Raw genomic sequence first — 23199 nt, forward strand, 5'->3', positions numbered from 1 at the left:
ATTATACTAATGGGTGGAAGATGAAATCGGCGGCCGTGAGGTGCGTCGGGTCGACATGCAGCAAGGTTAGCGTGTCGCCATTACCGAAATCGATCTTCGTCGCATGGTCGCCGCCGGTGCCTATATCGTAAAACGTCGCCGCGGCCTTCAAATCGTTGAAACTGGCGAATGAGAAATCAATGAGGTCGATCACATCGCCTTGCGCGGCATGGCCGGAAAAATCGGCGACCGAAGCCGCACCATAGCCCGGCTTGAAGGCAAAGCTGTCGGCGCCAGCAAGCCCGAACATCAGATCGCCACCGCCCAATCCGTCGATCGTATTACTGCCGGCCGTGCCGACCAGAGCGTTGGCGCCGGTGGTCGCGACATTGGCCGTCGTAATGTAGCTGACGTGAAGGCTTGCGCCAGCCGCCAAAGCTCCTCCATCATAAACCAGCGTGATGCCACGATCCCCACTGGCGCCGTCTGGATCGGAAGGGTTGGCATAGACGCTGCTGTCGTACGGATCGGAATGGACGAGGCCACTCGGCGCGGAAGCGCGCCAGCCGCTCCCATCCGCTACCAGCACGACCGACGCGCCGGAAATCGTGCCAAGAGCCGATACCGCGGCGACTGAGGCGCCGTTCACCGGATTTTGCAGCACATCATTGAAGGTCGAATAGTTGCCGTGCGTGTCAACGTCTTGGTCGGGATCGAGATTGCGCAAGAAACGCAGATTGCTCAGCGTCGAACCGCTACCATTGTAGAGGACGATATCGGTCGTGAAGTAATTGGCGTTCGCACCGAGCCCGATCGTCTGCGTCAGCGTCACACCATGACCGGCGGACAGAATGCTCGAGAAATAGCTCACGCCGCCTTCGGAATATGACGCGGTCCCGACCGGCGTCATATGTTCGTCGTTCATCAGCGGTGCCTGGTTCACGACATAAGATTGGCCATCGAAGCTGTAGCCAAGGGCGATGCGATCCTCCGGCGTCCCCGGCGTCGTGACATTGCCGCCACCGGCAAACTGGAATCCGTTCGTCGCACCGTCCTGCGAAACATCAATAGTGACGCCCTGGCTCGATGTCAGGGCCACACTGTTCGGCGAACAGACGGGTTGGATGCCTATGTGTACGGCCGTGACATCGGTAAGGCCGCCAGGATCGGTCACCGACACGACGAGATCGCGGCTGCTGGAGCTGGAATGATCGACCAGACCTGCCGCGATGATGTTGCCGTGGCTATCGACCGAGAACACGCCATCGTCGTTTCCGGACACGATCTTGTAAACGAGCGAGTCGCCATCGACGTCACTGGCAACGACGGTGCCGACGACGGTTCCCGGCGCCACATGCGAGCGGACGGAGAAATTGTAGGAATCGGCGGCAAATACCGGCGCGTCATTGATTGGCAGATTGATGATAACCGGCACGGTGATCGGCGGCGGCGGCGTGTCGTGATTGCTCTTGATGGTCTCGACGACGGCGTGCGTCACCGGTGCGACGCCACCATTGCCGCCGCCCTTGTCGTCGAGAAACAAGGTGATCTTGATCTTGTCGTCAGTCGGGATCTGCGTGTGCGGCCCGTTTTGCGGCGACTGCGGATTGGGGCCAGGTTGCTGCTGCTGAAAGAACTGCTGCAGGAGCTGGTCGCCGATCGACTTGATGTTGACGATTTGCTGCAGCGCCTGGAGTTCAACGGCGAGCTGCGCCGGCGACTTCTGAATTTCTTCGGCAATGATCTGCAACGGCCCGACCGGCCGCACCACGATCATCGGACCGTCCTGCACGACGTTGGCGATGATCTGGCCCTGCTGGTTGATGATCACCGCGCCGGTCGCGCTCTGCGACACGTAGAACTGTACGGTGCCGTCGCTCGCGGTGGTGACGCCGCCGACGGTGCCGCGGATGCCCATGGTGGCGACCGGCGTACCGATGCGCATATCGCCGGTATGGGCGACTTCGCCGGAAATAAAGGTGAGCGAACCCTGCACCAGGTCCAGCAGCTGCGAATTGCCGGTGCCGTTCGGCGAATAGACGAACTCGCTGACAACGATACGGGTATTGGCGGTCAGATTCAGCGTCGAGCCGTCGTTGAAGGTGACGGCCATCGTGCCGCCGGCGGTTTGCAGCACGTCGGCGCGCAGCACGACATCGCCGGGTCGCACCGTGACGGGAGCGCCGTTGCGCATAATGGTCGAGTCGGCGCTCGCGGTGACGACACGGCCAACCGCATCACTCGCCGCCGGGGCCGGGGCCGTAGCCTGGGCATACTGGTGCGACGCGCCGGATTTGGTCAGCGCATCGACCAGGTCTGGCGACAGGCGCGCGCCGTCGCCCGACAGGAGCGCGACACGTTCGGCCGTGCCGAAATAATCGCGGACGATGGCGCGGTCGCCGTTATGACCGTTGAGGTGAAGATCGTTGCCGCTGCGGATGAAGTCCGAATTGAACAGCAGATGCGCGTCGGGAATTGTGGCGGCGGCGCCTTGCGCACTTTGCTCCACGGTGACGAGCGCCGACGCCTTCGGCTCGCCCTGATCGGCGAACGCGAAGCCTTGCGCCTCGAACACATCCGTCTCGCGTAACATGCCCCTGACCGCCTCACCGGTCGCGATAAGATCGGATTACCGCCCGGCGCGCGGCCTGCCTGATATCGGCGGGTCGGCGGCGGGCGGGTCTTAAGAAAGCGTTTATAGTATACACTCCGCGAAATCGCCGGGAAAATCCCGAAAATCGCGGAAATATCATTAATCGGGGGCCAAACGGCCTCGTTTCGGCAATTGCCGAAAAAATGGGCCCCGCTGCGCCCGAAATTGCAACCTGCCGATCTATTTTCCGGCGACGCCGACGAAGGCACCGCCCCGTCTTCTCGACCAAGAACCCTATTCCGACAACCGGCCTGTCCGCCGTGATCCGGATCACACCGGTGGCGACGGTCCTGCGGCACATTGGCGGCGCGATGACCGCGACCCCCGCAGCCTTCCCGGCGATCCGCTAGGATGCAGGGCAAATGATTCCAAGAAACGACCGAAGGGCGGCGGACTTCATGCGCGTGCGATTCTGGGGAGTGAGGGGCAGCATCGCCTGTCCAGGTGCAGACACGATCCGCTATGGCGGCAATACGCCCTGCATCGAGGTCCGCTGCGGTGACCATGTGCTGATCTTCGACGCCGGCACAGGCTTGCGCCAGCTCGGCAACGCGCTGGTCAAAGACAGCGCCCGCCGCGAGGCCGATATCTTCCTCACCCACTGCCATCTCGACCACGTCACCGGCCTGCCGTTCTTCGCGCCGTTCTTCATTGACGGTTACAAAGTCGGCATCTGGGCCGGCAATCTGCTGCCCGATGGCAGCGTCGAACAGGTAATGCGCAAGATCATGAGCTCGCCGCTGTTTCCGGTCGAGGTCGAGATCTTCCGGGCCGGCATCACCTATCACGATTTCGTCTCCGGCGACGTGCTCAAACCCCATCCCGGCATCACCCTGCACACCGCGCCGCTCGACCATCCCGACGGCGCCAGCGGCTACCGCCTCGAATACAATGGAAAGGTCTTTGCGCTGATCAGCGACACGTCGGGCTTTCCAGGCCAGCGCGATCGCGAACTGGTGGCGCTGGCGCGTAACGCCGACCTCATCGTCTACGATGCGACCTTCACCGAGGAAGAAATAAAGACCCGCGAGACCTGGGGACACTCGACCTGGAATCGCGGCGTCAAGCTCGCCGACGAGGCCGGCGCCAAGACACTATGCCTGTTTCATCATGACCCATCGCACGACGACGACGTCATGGACGCGCTGGCTGCCGACGCGGCCGACGCCCGCCCTGGCACGCTGACCGCGCGCGAAGGGCAAATCATCGATCTGTAGTCGTTGCGCATGACAGCGGCCAAGCTCGCCGCTTTATTTCCCTTTTCTTAATGATGAACATTCCGTTGCGCATCGACGCAGCGCTCGACGATTCAAATTTTAGATAATCCTGCACCGACGCATTGACGCTACGCGGCAAAGTATGCGCCGGGGAACCCGGCATTTAACGGGCCTGCAGCGGCGCTTGTTCTATCGATCCCCTTCACGAGAGGAGCCGCACCAGCCAATGAAGGCAGGCGCATCGCTCCGACAGGGGGGGCGTTCCGATGGTTATCCGGTCGCAGTGGCGGGCTTGGCTTTTCCTGGCCGCCGCAATGGGCGTAATCGTGTTCAGTGCGTGCCATCACAAGGCGCGCGCCGAGGCCGTTCACGGACATACGTCTACGCAAATTGCGCTGGCGCCGTTTGACGCCCCGGCCAATCTGCCGCCACCGGTCGCCGCGCCTTTCAACCTGACTCATCCCGCGCTTGCGGAAACGTCCGCGCAGGCTGTGGCGGCGAAATGGAAGAACCTGCAATCCGTCATCGCCATCGAGACGCGCATCATGGCACTCTGCCGGCAGATGCCCGACGCCTGCCCGCCGTCAACGGCGAATTTTCTGTCGATCGTCGATGGGGCGCGAGCTGAAAACGGGCGCGCCCGCGCCGGCCTGATCAATCGCGCCGTCAATCTCGCCATTCGCTTTTCGCGCGATTCCACCCAGTTCGGTACGACGGACGTCTGGCAATCGCCGCTGATGACCTTCGCCTTCGGCAGCGGCGATTGCGAAGACTACGCCATCGCCAAATATGTCGCCCTGCGCGAGGCCGGCATGAGCACCGACGACCTCAACCTCGTCATCGTCCGGGATAATCGCACCGGCGGAGATCACGCCGTCACCGCCGCGCGCATCGATGGCGAATGGCTTATTCTCGATAACCGCATGATGCTGCTGCTCACCGACGCGCAGACATCGGATTTCAAGCCACTGATTGCGCTGGGCGATGAAGCGCCGAAGCCGGTGCCGGTGCGCGACGCCGGACTGATGGGGGCGCAGGCTACGTTCGGCTGATTTACGTCAGCGCCGCCAGGGATCCCGGAGCGACTCAAATCGCGGGCCGGCTGGCATGGCCATTCGATAGGGCCGCCGCGGGTCCGGCACATAGCGACAATCGCAGTCGGACTTCCATTGACGCGTAACGACGCCGGGCTCGGAATCGTAAACCACGATCATGTCCGAACCGCAGTTGCAGTCGCCGGACCAGGTATCCCCAAGGTCGGCGGCTTGGGCGACGCAGACGGAACCCACGACGGCAATCAGGGTGATGGCGAGACGACTGGACATGCCGCAAGCCTAACCGCGAGCGGCAAACGAGAGGTTAAGCGGACGGCTGCCGGGACAATCGGCAGGGAACTGGTGCCATTTGTGGCAACGGTCATTTGCCGCCCCCGGCGTTGGGGGGCGTCCAAACAATCCTCAAGCACACCTTGGCCAGACCGGTAAAATGCAGTTCGCGGGCCGCAATTTGGGAGACATCGATGATTCTTCCGGCCACAAAAGGTCCTCGATCGGTGATGCGCACCACGACCGTGTGACCATTTTCTTCATTTTGAACATGAACGACCGCGCCGAACGGCAAGGTGCGATGTGCCGCAGTAAAATTCTCTGAGCTGGTATCCTCTCCGCTGGCGGTTTCCTCGCTCACGGATGAATAAATCGACGCAATGCCGCACTCGAGAGTCGACATCGATTATTTTTTCGCTCAAGTTTCTGTTTTGGACAAAACGGTGGACTTTAAGCCGACTTGCGGCAACATCCTTTCGGGCGTCGGACCGGCAGCGATTGAAATGGGCTTGGTCAAGGCAACTGATGCCGAGACCCTCGTTCGGATAAAACTGGTGAATACCGGCGCGCTGGTCGATGCAATTATTCAGACGCCTGATGGCAAAGTCCGCTACGACGGCGATGCTTCTATTGATGGCGTCCCAGGCAAAGGCGCGCCGATCTATTTGAACTTCAAAGATATCGTCGGCTCGTCCACGGGCGCTTTCATGCCAACGGGAAAGCCACGGAATTGTATAGATGGCATTGAAGTCAGTTGCCTGGACGTCGCGATCCCCGTTGTGATCGCACGGGCCGATGCCTTCGGACTGAGCGGTCACGAAACGCCCGAGGAACTCGATGCCAATCGACCGTTCTTTGCCAGAATGGAAGCAATTCGGGTGGAGGCAGGCCGGCTCATGGGTATGGGGGACGTGTCGGGCTCCGTCACGCCTAAGTTTGGTTTGCTCGCGCCAGCGCGCAAGGGCGGCGTAGTGGCGTCCCGCTATTTCATGCCGAAGAATTGCCATCCGTCGATGGCGGTGACGGGAGCGCAATGCCTGGCGGCCTGTATTCTTACTCCTCATACGGTCGCTGACGGATTGTGCGTGAAGCCGGGCGGCAGCCCGGCTCTGATCTCGATCGAACATCCCTCAGGCATGATCGAAGTAACGATTGATTTCGTCGGGAGCGAGAATGGCTTCGAAATTCGCTCCGCCGGTCTGATGCGGACGGCCAGGCTTCTGGCCCGCGGCGAGGTCTTCATTCGTTCCGACGTCTGGCAAGGGTCGGCGAGCTGAAGGCCGAGCATTTCCCGAAAAACCGCGGCCTGCGCCGCGAAGGACTCAGCGTGAAGTCCTCCTTTATCGCGAAGCGCTGAGGCGTGGTCGACGGAGTGGCGTCTGGGATATGCGGCTAAGCCTTGGAGCGGGCGAAGGGAATCGAACCCTCGTATGCAGCTTGGGAAGCTGCCGTTCTACCATTGAACTACGCCCGCGTCGGCGGCGACCTTAGCGAAGGACGGGGTCTCGCGGCAAGGGCCGCCATCAAACCTTGAAATGCTTGCTCAGCTTCAGGCTCTGCGCCTGGTAGTTCGAGCCGATTCCCTGCCCGTACAAGGTCTTCGGCATGCCGAGCATTTTCTCGTACACCAGCCGGCCGACGATCTGGCCGTGCTCCAGAATGAACGGCACCTCGCGCGAGCGCACTTCCAGGACCGCGCGCGAGCCTTTGCCGCCGGCGCCGGCATAGCCGAAGCCGGGATCGAAGAAGCCGGCGTAGTGCACGCGGAATTCGCCAACCAGCGGATCGAACGGCACCATCTCGGCCGCATAGCCGGGCGGCACCTGCACCGCTTCCTTGGACGCAAGAATATAGAACTCGTCGGGATCGAGGATCAGCCGCTGGTCAGGCCGCGCATTGATCGGCTCCCAGAAGTCGGCGACGTCGTAGCCGTTGCGGCGTTCGACATCGATGACCGCAGTGTGCCGCTTGGCGCGATAGCCGACAATCCCCGGCCGGCCCGCGCCGGCAATGGTACCGGACAGGTCGACACTCACCGCGATGCCGTCGGACAGATCGGCGCCCTCACAGTCGACGAGACGTTCCTCGTCGTGCAGGGCGCGCAGCGCCGTGGCGTCGAGCTGCGCACGGCCGTGGCGAAAGCGGATCTGCGACAGCCGGGTGCCTTCACGCACCAGCACCGGAAAAGTCCGTGGTGAAATTTCGGCGTAAAGCGGGCCGGTGTAGCCGGCCTCGATGCGATCGAAGCCGCGCATCTCGTCAGCGATGACGCGGGTAAACACGTCGAGGCGGCCGGTCGAGCTTTTGGGATTGGCGGCCGCGGCAATGTCGGCCGGCAGCGCCAGGCTCTCGAGCAGTGGCACGATATAGACGCAGCCGGTCTCCAGCACCGCCCCCTCTTTGAGAGAGAATTGATGCAGCGTCAGTTCCTCGATACGGCGCGACACCTTGGCGGTGCCCGGCAGGAACGAGGCGCGCACGCGATAGGCCACCGCGCCGAGGCGCAAATCGAGGCTCGCCGGCTGGATCTGGTCGGACGCGAACTCCTTCTCGCGCCGGATCGCACCGTCGGCGGCGAGTTGCTCGATCATGGTATCGGGCAGGATGCCCTTGGCATCTTTGGCGAAAGTCAGCGGCACGGCCCCAACCTCTCTGGTGGGGCCGATCTAACCCAACCGGCCGCTTGACGGGAAGCCGCGGGGCCCGCTAAAAAGCCCCTTATCCCGTGGTCATTTGAGCCGGCCGGCTTGCAGCCACGTAAAATAAATCGCTAAAAGGCCGTGGACATGCTGCCCCCGGGTTTCACCAACCCTCAGGACATATGGGCCCGGCCGAGGTAACCCCTCCGGCCGGTTTTTTTGTTGGCCGAACGCCTGTCGCGTCCGGTCGGAGGAGCCCACGATGTCGGCGTCGAACGACCCAAAGAATTACCGCCCCGAAACCCGGCTGGTCCACGCCGGCACGCTCCGCTCGCAATTCAACGAGATGTCGGAGGCGATCTATCTGACGCAGGGCTATCGGTACGAAAGCGCGGAAGACTGCGAAGCCCGCTTTTCCGGCAAGATTCCCGGCTATGTCTATTCGCGCTACTCGAACCCGACCATGGACATGTTCGAGAAGCGCATGGCTGCGCTTGAGGGCGCCGAGGCCGCGCGCGCCACCGTCAGCGGCATGGCCGCGGTCACCAATGCGCTGATGGGCCTCGTCCGCGCCGGCGATCACATCGTCGCCGCCAAGGCGCTGTTCGGCTCGTGTCGCTGGGTGATCGAGGACTGGCTGTCGCGCTTCGGCGTCACGTTTACGTTGGTCGACGGCGTCGATCTTGATGCCTGGCGCAAGGCGGTGCGCAAGGAGACCAAAGTTCTGTTCATGGAGACGCCGACCAATCCGACGCTCGAGGTCTACGACATCGCTGCGATTGCGGAGATCGCGCATGGTGTTGGCGCCAAACTCGTCGTCGACAACGTGTTCGCTACGCCGCTGTACCAGAGCCCGTTGCAGTTAGGCGCCGATGTCGTGGTTTATTCCGCGACCAAACACATCGACGGTCAGGGCCGCGTGCTCGGCGGCGTCATCCTCGCCAGCGAGAAGATTATCGGCGACCACTATCACAATCTGCTACGCCAGACCGGCCCGACCTTGCCGCCGTTCAACGCCTGGGTGCTGCTCAAGGGCCTTGAGACTCTCGCCGTCCGCGTCGAGCGGCAGACTGCCACTGCGGCCGCGATCGCCGACCGGCTCGCCGGCCACGACAAGCTGACGCGGATGATCTATCCCGGCCGCGCCGACCATCCGCAGGCGGACATCGTCAAGAAGCAGATGAAAGCCGGCTCGACACTGATCGCCTTCGAGATCAAGGGCGGCAAGGAGGGCGCGTTCCGCTTCCTCAACGCCCTCAAGCTGATCCTGATCACCAACAATCTCGGCGACGCCAAAAGCCTGATCACGCATCCCACGACGACAACGCATCAGCGCCTGACCCCGGAGCAGCGTGCTGAATTGGGTATCGGCGACGGGCTGGTGCGCCTGTCTTGCGGGCTCGAACACCCGGACGATATCGCCGAGGATCTGCTGGCGGCGCTGGAAAAGGTTTAGTGACGCGAGGCGCCGGTCAGGGACCGTAGAGGACTGGCGCCGCTGCCTTTCGCGTCACGGCTTTCGCCGCCACGATCGGGCGCTGCACCGTGTCGGCAATGGCGGCGCCGAGGTTGTGCGCCATGCACGAATAGCCCCAGTCGTTCATGTGCAAGCCGTCGGCAATGACGAAGGCATCGAACGGAAGACCCTCGACCTCGCTCCAGTGCTTCATCACGTCGAAGCGGCGGAACAGGCCGACATTCTCTTCCTTGGAAATCTCGGCGATGAAATCGACCATCTGCGGCGCCAGCGGCTTGGCGATGACCTTCGGCGCATACTGCGGATCGATCAGGATCGCGTCGGCGCCGACCCCGCGGATCTTGTGAAGCCCCATGCGGATCGACGCGCCGCGATCGCTCATCTGATGATCGCGGATCAATGAATTGGTGCCGAGCTGCCAGAGCACGAGGTCGGGCTTGTGAGCGATCACCGCCGCATCGAAGCGGCGCAGCATGTCCGCCACCTCCTCGCCGTTGACGCCTTGGTTGATGACGTTGAAGCGTGCCTTCGGGAACTGCTGCTGCAGTTCGACAGCCAAGCGGCTCGGATAGCTCATGGCGGGCGTGCTGGCACCGGCACCGGCGGTGGATGACGAACCGATGGCGACGATGGTCACGGTCTTGCCAGCATCAATACGGCGCGCAACCTGAGCCAGCGATCCGCCGAGGCGAATGAGATCCTGCTGGGTCCGGCACGGTGGCGCGGCCGCCTCTGCGTGAGTCGAAAGAACAGACAGAAAGAGCGCCGCGGCGAGCAATACCATCGCCCGGCCGGCGAATTGGAGGTTCATCACAGTGCGGGTCCCAGAGGCAGGAGTCTAATTGCCTTTCTCAATGACAGCCGGGTCCGGCTTTGCGGCCTCAACGATGAGATCGGCCAGCAGTCGTCCCAGGCAGTCATGCACAAGACGAGCCATATCAAGTTTTTTGGTCGCCGAATAGAGGTCGAAGGTGCCCTGGTCGTACCAGGCCTTCATCAGATTGAACCGGTCGAAAACCGGGACTTCCTTCTGAACCGCAACCCAGCGCATGTTTTCGACATAGGTTCCGAGGGCGATGACCAGTTCAGTGCGCGGACTGTATTGCGGATTGATGAAGATGACGTCTGCCTTGGCGGCCCGCACCAGCCGCACGCCCTTGTCGAGGGCTTGGCTGAACTGGTCCGGATCGACCGCCTGAATCGCGTCGACCGTCGCTGTCTGCCACAGCACAAGGTCCGGCTTGGAGGCCGCCAGCGCCGGCGACAAGGTTCTGACCATATCGGCCGCGGTGCGTTTCTGGGCCACGTCGACGGCGACCGCCACCGCCACGTCAGGCAGCCGCCGCGACAATGCCGCTTGCAGCCGCGCCGGATAGGCGTTTTGCGCGGCGCCGCCAAGTTGGGACGACCCGGTGCCGAGCACGAGAATAGACAACTTTTTGTTGCCGATCGCCTTCTTCACATAGTTCAGCGGGAAGGCCGCTTCCGACGGCACGCCATCAACCCGGCACTCGACCGGGGGGCCGGCCAGAGCCGGTACAGAGCCACCAATTGCCGCGAGCCACAGCCCGGCGAGCCATGCCAAGGCAGATGCGACCTTCACGGTGGTTTGCCGCGCTTTCATCACTCGCCCCCCGCGAAACCCGGCTTTGTCACCGGAGGTCGCGGCCCCTGCCTCTCAATGCGTTTATACCACGAAATCAACCAGGCGGCGCCTGCCATGATGAGAATGCCGGACAGGCTGACCAGGAACTGGACTGGAATCCTATTGGAAATTTCGGTGAAAATGAAATGCCCTGCGAAGGACAGAAACACGCCGAGACAGAAGATGCCGAGCGAATGCTGGCCGCACAGAATCGCCGGGCGCATGAAAGGCGATTTGAGCGCGGGCCAGTCGCGCGGCACCAGCCGCACCGTGACGATGGCCAATGCTAGGAAATGCAGGATGCGCAAGACATCGAGGTTGGTCTTGTCGATCGGATAGATCGTATCGCCGATGATCTGCGGCACGTAAGAGCCGAGCGACGGGATGTGCCACGTCATCGCAATGCCGAAGGCGAACAACAAATACGCGATGGATAGCGCCAGCGTGATCGGCGAATAAATCGCCCGCGACAACCGCGTCGCGCCGCCAAGCGCGCACCAGGCGCCGAAGATAAACAGGAATTGCCAGGCGAACGGATTGAACACCCACACACCCTGCGGCCAGGCCGGCAGGTTCCATTCGAACAGCCATGACACCGAATAGAGCGCGCCGGACGCCAGCAAAGCCAGATTGGCCGACCGCATCAGCAACCACAGGAACGGCGCGAAGCATAGAAGCAGGACAATGTAGAGCGGCAGCACATCCATATTCACCGGCTTGAACTTCAATAGCAGCGCCTGGATGATGGTGACATCCGGATTTTGGAGAAAGTTCAGCACGCCCATTTCTTCGGTGAAGAGCGGGTTCTCGAAGGACTGTGAGATGTAGGAAATCTCAGCCAGATAAATGGCAAACAGGAAGACATGCGCAATATAGATCTGCCAGGCACGTTTGAGTACGCGCGCGGCAGAGACGACGAAGCCGCTTTGTTCCATCGCACGGCCGTAAACGAAGGCGACCGTGTAGCCGGATATGAAGACGAAGATTTCGGTCGCGTCGGAGAAACCGTAATTGCGGATCGTAACCCAGCTCACCGCGTTGGAGGGGATGTGATCGAGAAAGATGAGCCAAAGGGCCAGCCCGCGAAACAGGTCGAGCCGCAGGTCTCGTTCGCTCAAGGTCGGGACCATTGACCGCTTTTCTTTCGTCCATAGCTTCGGCCATAATCTTCGCGAGTCGCGCGACCTGGCCATACAATCGTCGTATCGAATTAAGGCATATAGATGTACCGCGCTGTAACCCGCAAGATCGAGGTCACCGTGACACCCCGCTTTCTTGCCGATCGCTCGTCACCGGCCAGCGGCTATTTTTTCTGGTCCTATACCATCGATATCGTCAACCGTAGCGAGGATACCGTCCAGCTGAAAACCCGCCACTGGAAGATCACCGACGCGCTGGGCCGGATGCAGGAAGTCAAAGGCCCTGGCGTGGTGGGCGAAGAGCCGGTGCTGAAACCGGGCGATTCTTATGAATATACCAGCGGCGTACCGCTGCCGACGCCATCCGGCTTCATGGAGGGCTCTTACGGCATGATCACCGAGGATGGCCGACGCTTCAATATCAACATCCCGCCGTTTTCGCTCGACACGCCGCAGAGCGGCAAACGCGTTCTCAATTAGTCCGGCAAACACCCGCCGAAACGGCCCAGCGCGGCCCGCGGCACCACAGCCAGCACCGCGCCTCCCGAGGCAAACTGCTGCAAACGCTCGACCTCGGGTTCGGGCAGCGACACACAGCCTGAGGTGCCGGGCGCGCCGGGCTTGCGCACATGGATGAAGATGCAGGAGCCGGCCTTGGCCGTGCGGTTGGTCGGGTAGTCGATGACGAGACCGCGTCTGTATTCCGGCACGCGCCACATGTTCTCGCCGCCAACCTTCCAGCCGACCTGCGCACGCGAGGTGATGGTATTGTAGGCGGGCGATGACGGATCATCGACGCAGGTCATGCCTTCCTCGATGCGCAGATAGCCCTTGAGCCGGGACGGGCCGAAACCGAAGCTGCGACCGATCGGATAAATGCCGGCGGGTACGCGCTTGTCGCCGTCAATCTTCACCGGCTCACCAGCCAAGGCATAAGAACGGAAGGCATGTGACCACGCCGTGCCACCACGGCCGATCGTCGCCGTGACCGGCTCCGCATCGGCACGCCACGCTGCGCCGGCGGATGTACGCGTGAAACGCCGCAGCGTCGCCGTGGTGCTCGTGATGGTGTCGGGCGTCACCAGCACCAGCTTGCGCGCATTCGCCAAAGGCACCGGGCAGGTTTGCGCGAGAGCCAACGACGGCGCGAGCAGCAACAGGATGGCCATAACAAAGCAGCGCATCGCGGAGACTCCCGATCGATCATCGAGGAGTCGGGCCGCGTTACGCGGTCAAGCGCAAGGTTAATGCAGGCGCAGAGTTAATTCGCCTTCGCGCCGACGTCTTCCGGCTGGAACACATAGGTCGAGCTGCAGAACTCGCAGGTCACCGAAATGCGGCCGTCCTCGACCATGTGATCGCGGTCGTCCTGCGAGAAGCTCTTGAGCATGGACTCGACGGCATCGCGCGAGCACGAGCACTGCGCCTTGACGTCCTGCGCGTCGAACACGCGCACGCCCGGCTCGTGAAACAGCCGATAGGCCAGACGCTCGCTCGACAGGTCCGGATCGATCAGCTCGATGTCCTCCACGGTCTCAAGCAGCGCCCGGCCCTGCACCCACGCATCATCCTCGATCACCGGTGCGACCTCGAGGCCTTCCGGGGCGTCACCCGGATGCAAATCGGTCCGTGCCCTCTCCTGCGACTTCGGCAGGAACTGCAGCATCACGCCGCCAGCCCGCCAGCGGTGACTGGCGGCGCCGGTGCCGGGCTTGATTTCTTCGGCCACAGCCAGGCGGACACGCGTCGGGATCTGTTCCGAGCGCAGGAAATATTCATGCGCGGCGTCTTCAAGCGAGCGGCCGTCGAGCGCCACCAAGCCCTGATAGCGCTGGGTGTTCTCGCCCTGATCAATGGTCATGGCGAGATGACCCTTGCCGAGCAGATTGCCCGACGTCGCCTCGCCGGCCGCGACCAGCGCCTCGACGCCCGGCGCGCCATAGCGGGCGCAAGCGCGGACATGGCCCGGCGTGGTGTAGTCGACGACCAGCAAGCCCACGGGACCGTCTGTCTGCGCCTGCAGGATAAAGCGGCCGTTCATTTTCAACGCCGAACCAAGCATCACGGTCAGCACGATGGCTTCGCCAAGCAGCTTGGCAACCGGCAGCGGATAAGCGTGCTTCGACAGTATTTCATCGACCATCGGGCCGAGCCGCACCAGACGGCCGCGCAGATCGAGGCTCGCCACCTCGAACGGCGTCACCGCGTCATCGACCGACACGGCGGACGGGGCGCGTTCGGGCAGGGAAATGTTAGGGAAATTCGTCATGGCTTCGGTCATGCGGGCTTATGTAGTCGACGATCGGCGAAAGGCGAGTCCTCTGGCCGTCATTCCGGCGCGCGACAAACGAGCCCCGGGAATCCAGCCACGCTCGCAGCATCTTCCGTCTGGACCCCGGGTTCGCTCGCTGATGCAACCGCCCCGGAATGACGTGTTTTTACGCGTGCTCGGCGTGCAGGCACCAGGCAAGCAGGCCTTTTTGGGCGTGCAGGCGGTTCTCCGCCTCGTCGAACACCACCGACTGTGGCCCGTCCATCACCTCGTCGGTGACTTCCTCGCCGCGATGCGCCGGCAGGCAGTGCATGAACAAGGCGTCGGGCTTGGCCTTGGCCATGAGCGCGGCGTTCACCTGGTAGCGCTTGAGGATATTATGGCGGTGCTTGGCCTCGCGGTCGCCCATCGACACCCAGGTGTCGGTGAACACGCAATCGGCATCCTTGACCGCCGCTTCCGGATCGTCGCCGATCTTGATCTTCGCACCGGACGCCTTGACCCAATCGACCAGCCACTTCTTCGGCTTGAGTTCCGGCGGACAGGCCACGCGCAATTCGAAATCAAAGCGCTCGGCGGCATGCATCAGCGAAGCGCAGACATTATTGGCGTCGCCGGTCCATGCAATAGTGCGGCCGGTGATCGGCCCGCGATGTTCCTCGAAGGTCATGACGTCGGCCAGCACCTGACACGGATGCGAACGGCGCGTCAGGCCGTTGATTACTGGCACGGTGGCATTGGCTGCGATCTCGGCGACCTCTTCATGGCTCAGCGTGCGGATCATGATGGCATCGACGAAGCGCGACAGAACGCGCGCGGTGTCGGCCAAGGTCTCGCCGCGGCCGAGCTGCATTTCCTGAGCGGTGAGCATGATGGCTTCGCCGCCGAGCTGGCGCATGCCGACATCGAACGACACGCGGGTCCGCGTCGATGGCTTGTCGAAGATCATCGCCAGAGTCTTGCCGGCGAGCGGCTTGACGCCCTCGCCCCGCTTCTGCGCGGCCTTCATGGCGCGGCTGTGCGTGATCATCTCCTTCAGCGTCGGCTTCGGGATATCGGTCAGATCGAGGAAGTGCCTCACCTGATTGTTGGGGTCGCTCATGCCGCCGCTCCCGGCTTGCCGGCCTGATCGCCTTGCCGCGGATGCGCCTGCGCCAGCTTGGCGCAGGCGCGCTCGATGCGGTTCACCGCTTCGCCGATCTCGTCGTCACTGATGATGAGCGGCGGCAGCAGTCGAACGACATTCTCGCCGGCCGCAACCGTGATCATCTCTTCGTTACGCAATTCATCGACCATCTCGCCGACCGGCGGCACCATGCGCAAGCCGATCAGCAGGCCCTCGCCGCGCACTTCGGCGACGACGGAGGAATAGCGATCCCTGATCTCTGCGAGCCGCTGTTTCAGCAGCAGGCCCTTGCGCTTGACCTCGTCGAGGAAAGCCTTGTCTGCGACGATGTCGAGCACGGCATTGCCGGCGGCCATCGCGAGCTGGTTGCCGCCAAAGGTCGAGCCGTGCGAGCCGGCGGTCATGCCCTTGGCCGCTTCCGCGGTTGCCAGGCACGCGCCGATCGGAAAGCCGCCACCGAGCGCCTTGGCCAGACCCATGATGTCGGGAGTCACCCCGGTATGCTGATAGGCGAACAGATCGCCGGTGCGGCCGACGCCGGTCTGCACCTCATCAAAGATCAACAGCAGGCCGTTGTCGTCGCACAGCTTGCGAAGTGCGCGCAAAAACTCGTGAGGCACGACGCGCACGCCGCCCTCGCCCATCAGCGGCTCGGTGACGATCGCGGCGGTCTCGGCGGTGATTGCCTTCTTGACCGCCTCAAGGTCGCCGAACGGCACTTGGTCGAAGCCCTGCATGTTAGGGCCGAAGCCTTCGAGATACTTCTTGTTGCCCGTCGCGGCAAGCGCCGCCAGCGTACGGCCATGGAAGGCCCCTTCGAAGGTGATGATGCGGTTACGTTCCGGCTTGCCGGACGCGTATTGATACTTCCGCGCCATCTTGATGCAGCATTCCATCGCCTCGGTGCCGGAGTTCTGGAAGAACACGAAGTCGGCGAAGCTATGCTGGCACAGCCGCTCGGCGAGCTTTTCGCCTTCCGGAATGCGGTAGAGGTTCGAGGTGTGCCACAGCTTGCCAGCCTGCTCGGTCAGCTTCGCAACCATGTGCGGGTGCGAATGGCCAAGCGCGTTGACGGCAACGCCGGAGGTGAAGTCCAGATAGCGCTTGCCGTTGGTCGCGGTTAGCCAGACACCATCGCCCCGCTCGAAAGCGAGGTCCACACGGGCATAGGTCGGCAACAGATGCGAGCTCACGGCCAGTCTCTTTCCACGAAACGACAATCGGAACGCCCGGCGGCGCCAGTTCGGAAAACGGCAACGAGCCCCGGGGCAGAACCCGAGGACGTTCAATACCATTCGCCGATGACTAGCCCACGGCCGGCTACGGAACCGGACCTGGGCTAAGCGTTTTCCCGGCTGGCAGCGCCCAAAACGAAACGTGCCGCCTCGCCGGGCGGCACTTGGACGGCATTTTATTGGAGGCCGGGGCCAAGTCAACCGAACCACCTCGGCCGATTCGCGACTCAAAATCACCGCAGTCGCGGATTCTAAAGGAAAACCTGTGGGAGGAGAGTTTTAGCCGATTGCAAATGCTTGCGGCCGAGTCAACCCATAGTGTAGTTTTTTGGTCAGGCGATACGACATATCGCGTGCCGCCGCCTAAATCTGGTTCATCCCTGAAGCGTACACGTTCAGGTGCGGAAAAGCCGCGCCGGACGACGGGGGTGGATTCTGTCCAAACGCCTGGATCGCCGAGGGAAATACCCCATGAGCTGGACCGATGAGCGGGTCGAACTGCTGAAAAAGCTCTGGTCCGACGGTCTGTCGGCCAGCCAGATTGCCGCCGAGCTCGGCGGCATCACCCGCAATGCCGTGATCGGCAAGGTACACCGGCTCGGCCTGTCGGGTCGTGCCAAAAGCCCCACTTCGAGCGCGCCGCGCCCGCGCAAGGCCCGTTCCTCCGGCCACATGATCCGGGTGCAGCGGCCTCAGGTGCGCGGCAATACCGCGCTGGCCTATGACTACGAGGTCGAACCCGAACCCGAACTGCTGGAAATCCCGCTCGAGCAGCGCAAGACGCTGCTGCAGCTCAACGAAAAAACCTGCCGCTGGCCGGTGGGCGATCCGTCGGGCCCGGATTTCTTCTTCTGCGGCGGCGAAGCTGCTGAGGACCAGCCCTATTGCAGCTTCCACTGCCGCGTCGCCTACCAGCCGGCAAACGATCGCCGCCGCCAGAAGCCGGCGTTCAGGGGCTGAGACACTGACATCAATGGGATGACGAAGGCCGGGGCAAAGCTTCGGCCTTTTTTGTTGGACGCCTAGGCTCCGGCGCGCGGCGCTGCGCAGTTAGCCGGCGGCCCGACCGAAGCGGTCGTCGAGCGCATAGCCGGCACCGCGCACAGTGCGGATCGGGTCGGCTTGCTGGCCACGGTTGATGGCCTTGCGCAGGCGGCCGACGTGAACGTCCACGGTCCGCTCATCGATATAGATGTCGGAGCCCCAGACACCGTCGAGCAATTGCTCGCGTGAGAACACACGGCCGGGCCGTTCCATCAGGAATTCGAGCAGACGATATTCGGTCGGGCCGAGATCGATCGGCTTGCCGCTGCGCGACACGCGTTTTTTGTCCCGGTCGAGTTCGATGTCGCCGATGTTGAGCACGGTGGCAACGCGATCCGGATGGGCCCGACGCAGCAGCGCGCGCACGCGGGCAAGCAATTCCGGCACCGAGAACGGCTTGACCATGTAGTCGTCGGCGCCGGTGGCGAGGCCGCGGATCTTCTCGCTCTCCTCGCCGCGCGCGGTCAGCATGATGATCGGCAGATTCTGCGTCTCTGGCCGCGCCCGCAGCCGGCGGCACAATTCGATGCCCGACAGCCCCGGCAGCATCCAGTCGAGCACCACGAGATCCGGCACACGCTCTTTCAGCTTGGTGTCGGCGTCGTCGCCGCGGGCCGCGGTCTCGACCTCGTAGCCTTCCTTCTCGAGATTGTAGACGAGGAGCATCGTGAGAGGCTCCTCGTCTTCGACGATCAGGATTCGCGCGCTCATGCTTCGGTGGCTCGTCAGGCGTTGGTGCCGGTCAGCGCGGAGATCTCGGTCTCGCCCTTCGGCCGGCGTTCGGTGATCGGTGCGCCATCCACGATGTAGTGGACGGTTTCCGCGATGTTGGTGGCATGGTCGCCCATGCGCTCGATGTTCTTGGCGCAGAACATCAGGTGAATACAGAAGGTGATGTTGCGCGGATCTTCCATCATATAGGTGAGCAGCTCGCGGAACACCGAGGTGCAGACCGCGTCGATTTCCTCATCGCCGCGCCACACCGCCATCGCCTTGGCATCGTCGCGCCGGGCGTAGGCATCGAGCACCGCCTTGAGCTGGCCGAGCACGAGATCGGTCATGTGTTCGACGCCGCGGATCAGCTTCGGCGGCGGGAACTCGGCGTTGAGCGCAATGACGCGTTTGGCAATGTTCTTGGCCAGGTCGCCGACGCGCTCAAGATCGTTGGCAAGCCGCAGCGCGCCCACGATTTCGCGGAGGTCCACCGCCATCGGCTGGCGGCGGGCAATGGTGAGCACCGACTTTTCCTCGATTTCATGCTGGAGGACGTCGATGGCGTTGTCGGAAGCGGTGACCCGCTGCGCCATGGTGGTATCGCGCTTGGCCAACGCGTCAACGGCATCGGCAACCTGCTTCTCTGCCAGGCCGCCCATCTCGGCGACCATCCGCGACAGTTCCTGCAGGTCGACGTCGAAAGCCTTGGCGGTGTGCTGTTCGTTCATAATCCTGATCCTTCAATCCTTGCCGGCGCCGGCCTAGCCGAAGCGGCCGGTGATGTAATCCTGGGTGCGGCGGTCGTTCGGCGCGGTGAAGATCTTGGTCGTCTCGCCGTATTCGACGAGTTCGCCGAGATACATGAAGGCAGTGAAGTCGGAGACGCGCGCCGCCTGCTGCATGTTATGGGTGACGATGGCGATGGTGTAGTCTTCCTTGAGCTCGTCGATCAGCTCTTCGATCTTGGCAGTCGAGATCGGGTCGAGCGCCGAGCACGGCTCGTCGAACAGGATAACCTCGGGCCGCACGGCGACAGTGCGGGCGATGCACAGGCGCTGCTGCTGGCCACCCGACAGCGACTGGCCGTTGGCGCCCAGCTTGTCCTTGACCTCGTTCCACAACGCGGCGCGCTCCAGCGCGTGCTGCACGCGACCGTCGAGTTCGGACTTCGGCAGCTTCTCGTAGAGTCTGATGCCGAAGGCGATGTTCTCATAGATTGTCATCGGGAACGGCGTCGGCTTCTGGAACACCATGCCGACCTTGGCGCGCAGCAAATTGAGGTCCTGCGACGGCGCCAGGATATCGTCGTTGTCGAGGCGCACGGTGCCGGTCGCGCGCTGGTTCGGATAAAGGTCGTACATGCGGTTGAGGATGCGCAGCAAGGTCGACTTGCCGCAGCCCGACGGACCGATGAAGGCGGTGACCTTGCCCTCGTACAGCGAGACATTGATGTTCTTCAGGGCGCGGTGATCGCCGTAGAAGAAATCGAGATTCTTCACGGTGACCTTGTCGACCAGGCCTTCGGCCGGGTTCACGGTGTTGGTGACGGTCGGGACGGTAAAAGTGGCCATGGTCATGACGATTTACTCTGCGAAGCGAGGGCGCGGGCGACGATGCTCAAGGTCAGAACCGACAGCGTGATGATAAGCGCGCCGGTCCAGGCGAGCTCCTGCCAGTCCTTGTAGGGGCTCAATGCGAATTGGAAGATGACAACCGGCAAACTGGACATCGGAGCATTCATGTCGGTGCTCCAGAACTGGTTGTTCAGCGCGGTAAACAACAGCGGTGCGGTTTCGCCGGAGATACGCGCCACCGCGAGCAGCACGCCGGTGATCATGCCGGCGCGGGCGGCGCGGTAAGCGACACGTCTGATCATCAGCGAGCGCGGCAGCCCGATCGAAGCCGCAGCTTCGCGTAGCGTATCCGGCACCAGGATGAGCATGTCTTCGGTGGTACGCACCACGACCGGCACCACGATCACGCCGAGCGCGACGGCGCCGGCCCAGCCCGAGAAGTGGCCCATCTGAGCTACCATGATCTCGTAAACGAACAGGCCGATCACGATCGACGGCGCACTGAGCAGGATGTCGTTGATGAAACGAACCACGGAGGACAATTTGTCGTAACGGCCGTACTCCGCCATGTAGGTGCCGGCGAGGATGCCGAGCGGCGTGCCGATCAACACCGCCAGCCCGGTCATGACCACGCTGCCGAGGATCGGATTGAGCAGGCCGCCGGCCGAACCAGGCGGCGGGGTCATTTCAGTAAAGACGCGCAGCGACAGACCGCTGAAACCTTCCCACAGCAGCACGGCGAGAATGAGGACCAGCCAGGTCAGGCCGAAGGCCGTTGCGACGTAGGCAAGGGCCATTGTGATGCCATTCTTGCGCCGACGCTGGGCGTAGAGCGGGCTTTGCGCGCCAGAGATCAATGCCATGATCAGGCTCCCACGCGGGCGTTGAGGCGCATCAGCATGATGCGGGCGAACGCAAGCACGATGAACGTGATCACGAACAGGATGAGGCCAAGCAAGATGAGCGAGGACGTGTAAACCGACTCGACGGCCTCGGTGAACTCGTTGGCGATGGTCGCCGATATCGTCGTTCCGGGTGCAAGGATCGAGGCCGATATGCGGTGGGCGTTGCCGATCACGAACGTGACTGCCATCGTCTCGCCGAGCGCGCGGCCGAGGCCCAGCATCACGCCGCCGATGACGCCAACGCGGGTGAACGGCAGCACGACGTAGCGCGACACTTCCCAGGTGGTGCAGCCGAGACCGTAGGCCGCCTCTTTCAGCACCGGCGGCACGGCCGAGAATACGTCACGCGAGATCGAGGTGATGAAAGGCAACACCATGATCGCGAGGATGAGGCCGGCGGTAAGAATGCCGATGCCGTAAGGCGGGCCGGCGAACAGGCCGCCAATGCCAGGCACATTGCCGAGCGTATTGATCAGCAGCGGCTGGACGTATTGCTGCAGGAACGGGGCGAAGACGAACAGGCCCCAAATGCCGTAGATGATCGAGGGGATGCCCGCGAGCAGTTCGATGGCGATGCCGATCGGGCGACGCAGGAACATCGGGCACAGTTCGGTGAGGAACAGCGCGATAAACAGACCGATCGGAACGGCGATCACCATGGCGATGATCGATGTGACGATCGTACCGTAGATGGGCGAGATGGCGCCGAACTGTTCGGTGACCGGATTCCAGCTTTCGGTAATCAGGAAGGCGAAGCCGAATTTGCCCATGGCTTCCCATGAGCCCCAGACCAGCGAAACGATGATGCCACCGAGGATCAACAGAACCGTGATGGCTGCCCCGCGCGTCAGCAGGCGAAAACCGATATCGCCTATGCGTAGTTTTTGAAGAACCTTGCTGCGATCGGATGCTTCAGCAACCGAGAGGCTTCCACTTTGCAACGCCACATCCGCCACAGGCCGTCTCCCCAAGGTCTTCTTCATCAGACACGCTCCGAAGCCGATGTTTGCTGCGGGCGGCCACACAAATGCCTGACGCTGTTCAACAACCGCCAGACCGACACCGGCCGCCACCTTATGATGACCGCCAGACAATAACGTGAAGGAGAAAGGGGCGCCAGAACGGCGCCCCTTTCGAAGCGATACGCTTAGTTGGTCATCGAGTAGATCGGCTTACCGTTGGCGTCGATCACTTCCTTCGCCCAGTAGCCTTCGACGTCCTTTACGACCTTCGCCGGCATCGGAACGTAGTGCAGTTCCTCGGCCATCTTGTCGCCCTTGGTGTAAGCCCAGTCGAAGAACTTGAGGGCTGAGGCGGTGGCGGCCGGGTCGACCGGCTTCTTGTACATCAGGATCCAGGTCGCGGCGGTCATCGGCCACGACTGGTCGCCAGGCTGGTTGGCGAGAATGACGCCATAGCCGGGCTGCGACTTCCAGTCGGCATTGGCGGCAGCGGCCTGGAAGGCTTCCGAGGTCGGGCCGACGTTCTTGCCGTTCTTGTTGATCATGTTGGTATGGGTCAGCTTGTTCTGCAGCGCGTACGCGTACTCGACGTAGCCGACCGAGCCCTTGGTGTTGCCGACGTTGTTAGCAACGCCTTCGTTACCCTTGGCGCCGATGCCGACAGGCCACTGCAGCGCGGTGTTCACGCCAACCTTCGACTTCCAGTCCGCGCTGACTTCAGCGAGGTAGTAGGCGAAGTTGAACGTGGTGCCCGAACCGTCCGAGCGGTGCACAACGGCGATGGCCTGATCGGGCAGCTTCACCTTGGCATTGAGCTTGGCGATGGCCGGATCGTTCCAGGTCTTGATTTCGCCCAGGAAGATCTTGGCCAGCGTCGGGCCGTCGAGCACGAGCTCACCCGGCTTGATGCCTTCAAGGTTCACGACCGGCACGATGCCGCCCATGACCATCGGGAACTGAACAAGGCCGGTTTCGTCAAGGTCCTTGCCGGTGAGCGGCGCATCCGACGCGCCGAAGATCACGGTCTTGGCTTTGATCTGCTTGATGCCGCCACCCGAACCGATCGACTGATAGTTCAGACCGATGCCGGTTTCTTTCTTATAGGCGTCCGCCCACTTGGCGTAGATCGGATAAGGGAACGTGGCGCCGGCACCCGAGATGTCGGCGGCATTGGCCGGAAGCGACACGGCGGCGGCGAGAAGGCCGGCGGCTGCCAGTACGGTCCAGTGTTTCAAGGAATCTCTCCATGTTTGCGGCCTTTGACGTACGAACCCGCAGGGTCGGCACGGTCAG

23 protein-coding genes, 1 tRNA gene and 1 riboswitch are annotated in these 23199 nt (G+C 62.6%); of the genes, 6 read left to right on the plus strand and 18 right to left on the minus strand.

Translation table 11 applies throughout. The features are described 5' to 3' along the window. Nucleotide 1: 1 nt before the first annotated feature. The gene (locus tag DXH78_RS02450; RefSeq protein WP_115515570.1) at nt 2-2572 is read right to left on the minus strand and encodes a FecR domain-containing protein; all 2571 of its coding nucleotides are present in this window, start codon (nt 2570-2572) and stop codon (nt 2-4) included. Nucleotides 2573-3030: 458 nt separating this feature from the next. Between DXH78_RS02450 and DXH78_RS02455 the strand changes: the two genes are divergently transcribed. Both DXH78_RS02455 and DXH78_RS02460 read left to right on the plus strand, forming a co-directional pair. Further along, nucleotides 3031-3849, plus strand: a complete 819-nt coding sequence (locus DXH78_RS02455; protein WP_115515571.1) for an MBL fold metallo-hydrolase — start codon at nt 3031-3033, stop codon at nt 3847-3849. Between the two features lie 266 nt (nt 3850-4115). Next, nucleotides 4116-4901, plus strand: coding sequence for a transglutaminase-like cysteine peptidase (locus DXH78_RS02460; protein ID WP_245416707.1), 786 nt, complete (start codon nt 4116-4118; stop codon nt 4899-4901). Nucleotides 4902-4907: 6 nt separating this feature from the next. Here DXH78_RS02460 and DXH78_RS19755 read toward each other — a convergent pair whose 3' ends face one another. Together DXH78_RS19755 and DXH78_RS02470 are read right to left on the minus strand one after the other, a co-directional pair. Beyond that, nucleotides 4908-5174: a hypothetical protein gene (locus DXH78_RS19755; RefSeq protein WP_115515573.1), complete on the minus strand. Its 267-nt coding sequence runs from the start codon at nt 5172-5174 to the stop codon at nt 4908-4910. Between the two features lie 91 nt (nt 5175-5265). Beyond that, on the minus strand, nt 5266-5577 hold the full coding sequence (locus DXH78_RS02470) for a septal ring lytic transglycosylase RlpA family protein (protein ID WP_115517682.1): 312 nt from the start codon (nt 5575-5577) through the stop codon (nt 5266-5268). Here DXH78_RS02470 and DXH78_RS02475 point away from each other — a divergent pair. Continuing rightward, a complete protein-coding gene (locus DXH78_RS02475) occupies nt 5555-6451 on the plus strand; it encodes a PrpF domain-containing protein (RefSeq protein WP_115515574.1) in 897 nt (298 codons plus the stop codon). The genes DXH78_RS02470 and DXH78_RS02475 overlap by 23 nt on opposite strands. Before the next feature lie 123 nt (nt 6452-6574). Here the strand turns inward: DXH78_RS02475 and DXH78_RS02480 are convergent. Both DXH78_RS02480 and DXH78_RS02485 read right to left on the minus strand, forming a co-directional pair. After that, nucleotides 6575-6648: transfer RNA gene (locus DXH78_RS02480), tRNA-Gly, on the minus strand. Between the two features lie 49 nt (nt 6649-6697). Further along, complete coding sequence (locus DXH78_RS02485; RefSeq protein WP_115515575.1) at nt 6698-7813, minus strand: 2'-deoxycytidine 5'-triphosphate deaminase; 1116 nt, start codon at nt 7811-7813, stop codon at nt 6698-6700. A gap of 76 nt (nt 7814-7889) precedes the next feature. Beyond that, nucleotides 7890-7968, plus strand: a riboswitch (SAM riboswitch). 107 nt (nt 7969-8075) lie between these two features. On the opposite strand from DXH78_RS02485, the gene DXH78_RS02490 reads away from it, so the two are divergent. Further along, nucleotides 8076-9269 carry an O-succinylhomoserine sulfhydrylase gene (locus DXH78_RS02490; RefSeq protein ID WP_115515576.1) on the plus strand — a complete coding sequence of 398 codons (1194 nt, stop codon included), beginning with the start codon at nt 8076-8078 and terminating at the stop codon, nt 9267-9269. A 16-nt stretch (nt 9270-9285) separates the two neighbouring features. Here DXH78_RS02490 and DXH78_RS02495 read toward each other — a convergent pair whose 3' ends face one another. The 3 genes from DXH78_RS02495 to DXH78_RS02505 are packed head-to-tail and all read right to left on the minus strand — an operon-like array spanning nt 9286 to nt 12065. Continuing rightward, a complete protein-coding gene (locus DXH78_RS02495; protein ID WP_115515577.1) occupies nt 9286-10101 on the minus strand; it encodes an SGNH/GDSL hydrolase family protein in 816 nt (271 codons plus the stop codon). A gap of 27 nt (nt 10102-10128) precedes the next feature. Further along, nucleotides 10129-10914, minus strand: coding sequence for a GDSL-type esterase/lipase family protein (locus DXH78_RS02500; protein WP_115515578.1), 786 nt, complete (start codon nt 10912-10914; stop codon nt 10129-10131). Next, the gene (locus tag DXH78_RS02505) at nt 10914-12065 is read right to left on the minus strand and encodes an OpgC domain-containing protein (protein ID WP_245416708.1); all 1152 of its coding nucleotides are present in this window, start codon (nt 12063-12065) and stop codon (nt 10914-10916) included. Before DXH78_RS02505 ends, DXH78_RS02500 begins: the two co-directional genes overlap by 1 nt. A gap of 93 nt (nt 12066-12158) precedes the next feature. Here DXH78_RS02505 and apaG point away from each other — a divergent pair, with 93 nt between their 5' ends. Beyond that, the gene (gene apaG / locus DXH78_RS02510; protein WP_115515580.1) at nt 12159-12554 is read left to right on the plus strand and encodes a Co2+/Mg2+ efflux protein ApaG; all 396 of its coding nucleotides are present in this window, start codon (nt 12159-12161) and stop codon (nt 12552-12554) included. Here apaG and DXH78_RS02515 read toward each other — a convergent pair. From DXH78_RS02515 to DXH78_RS02530, 4 genes are all read right to left on the minus strand, one after another. Continuing rightward, a complete protein-coding gene (locus DXH78_RS02515; RefSeq protein ID WP_147292561.1) occupies nt 12551-13258 on the minus strand; it encodes a hypothetical protein in 708 nt (235 codons plus the stop codon). The two genes, apaG and DXH78_RS02515, sit on opposite strands and share 4 nt — an antisense overlap. A 77-nt stretch (nt 13259-13335) precedes the next feature. After that, entirely contained in the window at nt 13336-14355 is a 1020-nt protein-coding gene (locus DXH78_RS02520) for an Hsp33 family molecular chaperone (protein WP_115515582.1), read from the minus strand. A 157-nt stretch (nt 14356-14512) separates the two neighbouring features. Further along, on the minus strand, nt 14513-15448 hold the full coding sequence (gene argF, locus DXH78_RS02525; RefSeq protein WP_115515583.1) for an ornithine carbamoyltransferase: 936 nt from the start codon (nt 15446-15448) through the stop codon (nt 14513-14515). Then, nucleotides 15445-16671 (minus strand): aspartate aminotransferase family protein, encoded by a 1227-nt coding sequence (locus tag DXH78_RS02530; protein WP_245416838.1) that lies wholly within the window; start codon nt 16669-16671, stop codon nt 15445-15447. Before DXH78_RS02530 ends, argF begins: the two co-directional genes overlap by 4 nt. A 507-nt stretch (nt 16672-17178) precedes the next feature. Between DXH78_RS02530 and DXH78_RS02535 the strand changes: the two genes are divergently transcribed. Further along, the gene (locus tag DXH78_RS02535; RefSeq protein WP_115515585.1) at nt 17179-17667 is read left to right on the plus strand and encodes a GcrA family cell cycle regulator; all 489 of its coding nucleotides are present in this window, start codon (nt 17179-17181) and stop codon (nt 17665-17667) included. Between the two features lie 90 nt (nt 17668-17757). On the opposite strand, the gene phoB is transcribed toward DXH78_RS02535, so the two are convergent. The 6 genes from phoB to pstS all read right to left on the minus strand — a co-directional run bounded on the left by phoB (nt 17758) and on the right by pstS (nt 23141). Further along, entirely contained in the window at nt 17758-18462 is a 705-nt protein-coding gene (gene phoB / locus DXH78_RS02540; RefSeq protein WP_115515586.1) for a phosphate regulon transcriptional regulator PhoB, read from the minus strand. A 14-nt stretch (nt 18463-18476) separates the two neighbouring features. Next, nucleotides 18477-19193 (minus strand): phosphate signaling complex protein PhoU, encoded by a 717-nt coding sequence (gene phoU / locus DXH78_RS02545; RefSeq protein WP_115515587.1) that lies wholly within the window; start codon nt 19191-19193, stop codon nt 18477-18479. Between the two features lie 33 nt (nt 19194-19226). Further along, nucleotides 19227-20042, minus strand: coding sequence for a phosphate ABC transporter ATP-binding protein PstB (gene pstB, locus DXH78_RS02550; protein WP_115515588.1), 816 nt, complete (start codon nt 20040-20042; stop codon nt 19227-19229). After that, entirely contained in the window at nt 20039-20902 is an 864-nt protein-coding gene (gene pstA, locus DXH78_RS02555) for a phosphate ABC transporter permease PstA (RefSeq protein WP_210209497.1), read from the minus strand. Before pstA ends, pstB begins: the two co-directional genes overlap by 4 nt. A gap of 2 nt (nt 20903-20904) precedes the next feature. Next, nucleotides 20905-21927, minus strand: a complete 1023-nt coding sequence (gene pstC / locus DXH78_RS02560) for a phosphate ABC transporter permease subunit PstC (protein WP_115517684.1) — start codon at nt 21925-21927, stop codon at nt 20905-20907. A gap of 164 nt (nt 21928-22091) precedes the next feature. Then, on the minus strand, nt 22092-23141 hold the full coding sequence (gene pstS / locus DXH78_RS02565; RefSeq protein WP_115515589.1) for a phosphate ABC transporter substrate-binding protein PstS: 1050 nt from the start codon (nt 23139-23141) through the stop codon (nt 22092-22094). Between the last annotated feature and the right edge of the window lie 58 nt (nt 23142-23199).

This window comes from Undibacter mobilis, assembly GCF_003367195.1.
Lineage (GTDB): Bacteria > Pseudomonadota > Alphaproteobacteria > Rhizobiales > Xanthobacteraceae > Pseudolabrys > Pseudolabrys mobilis.